General features: G+C 52.5%; 1 protein-coding gene. It reads right to left on the bottom strand.

Annotated features, from left to right (window positions below; genetic code table 11):
- Nucleotides 1–276: aldehyde dehydrogenase family protein (locus tag V7659_RS11335; protein WP_335540116.1), on the bottom strand; the 276-nt coding region annotated here is incomplete at both ends.

Raw genomic sequence — 276 nt, forward strand, 5'->3', positions numbered from 1 at the left:
TCCGGCAGCGGCCCGCATAATTTCCTTGCCCGTTTCGGTACTGCCAACGAATGCAATCGTGCGAACCCGCGGGTCCGAACAAAGCGCATCCCCAATCACACCACCAGAGCCAGTTACCACATTAATGACCCCATCCGGAAAATAGGAAGCTACCACTTTTAAAAAGGTCATAATCGTTAAGGGACAGCTGGTAGCTGGCTTCACGACAACGGTATTTCCTGTCAGCACCGCAGGGATGACCCGCTTAAATGTAAGAATCAGCGGTGAGTTCCACGG

It is taken from the genome of Neobacillus drentensis (assembly GCF_036966985.1).
GTDB classification, from domain to species: Bacteria; Bacillota; Bacilli; order Bacillales; family Cytobacillaceae; genus Neobacillus; species Neobacillus drentensis_E.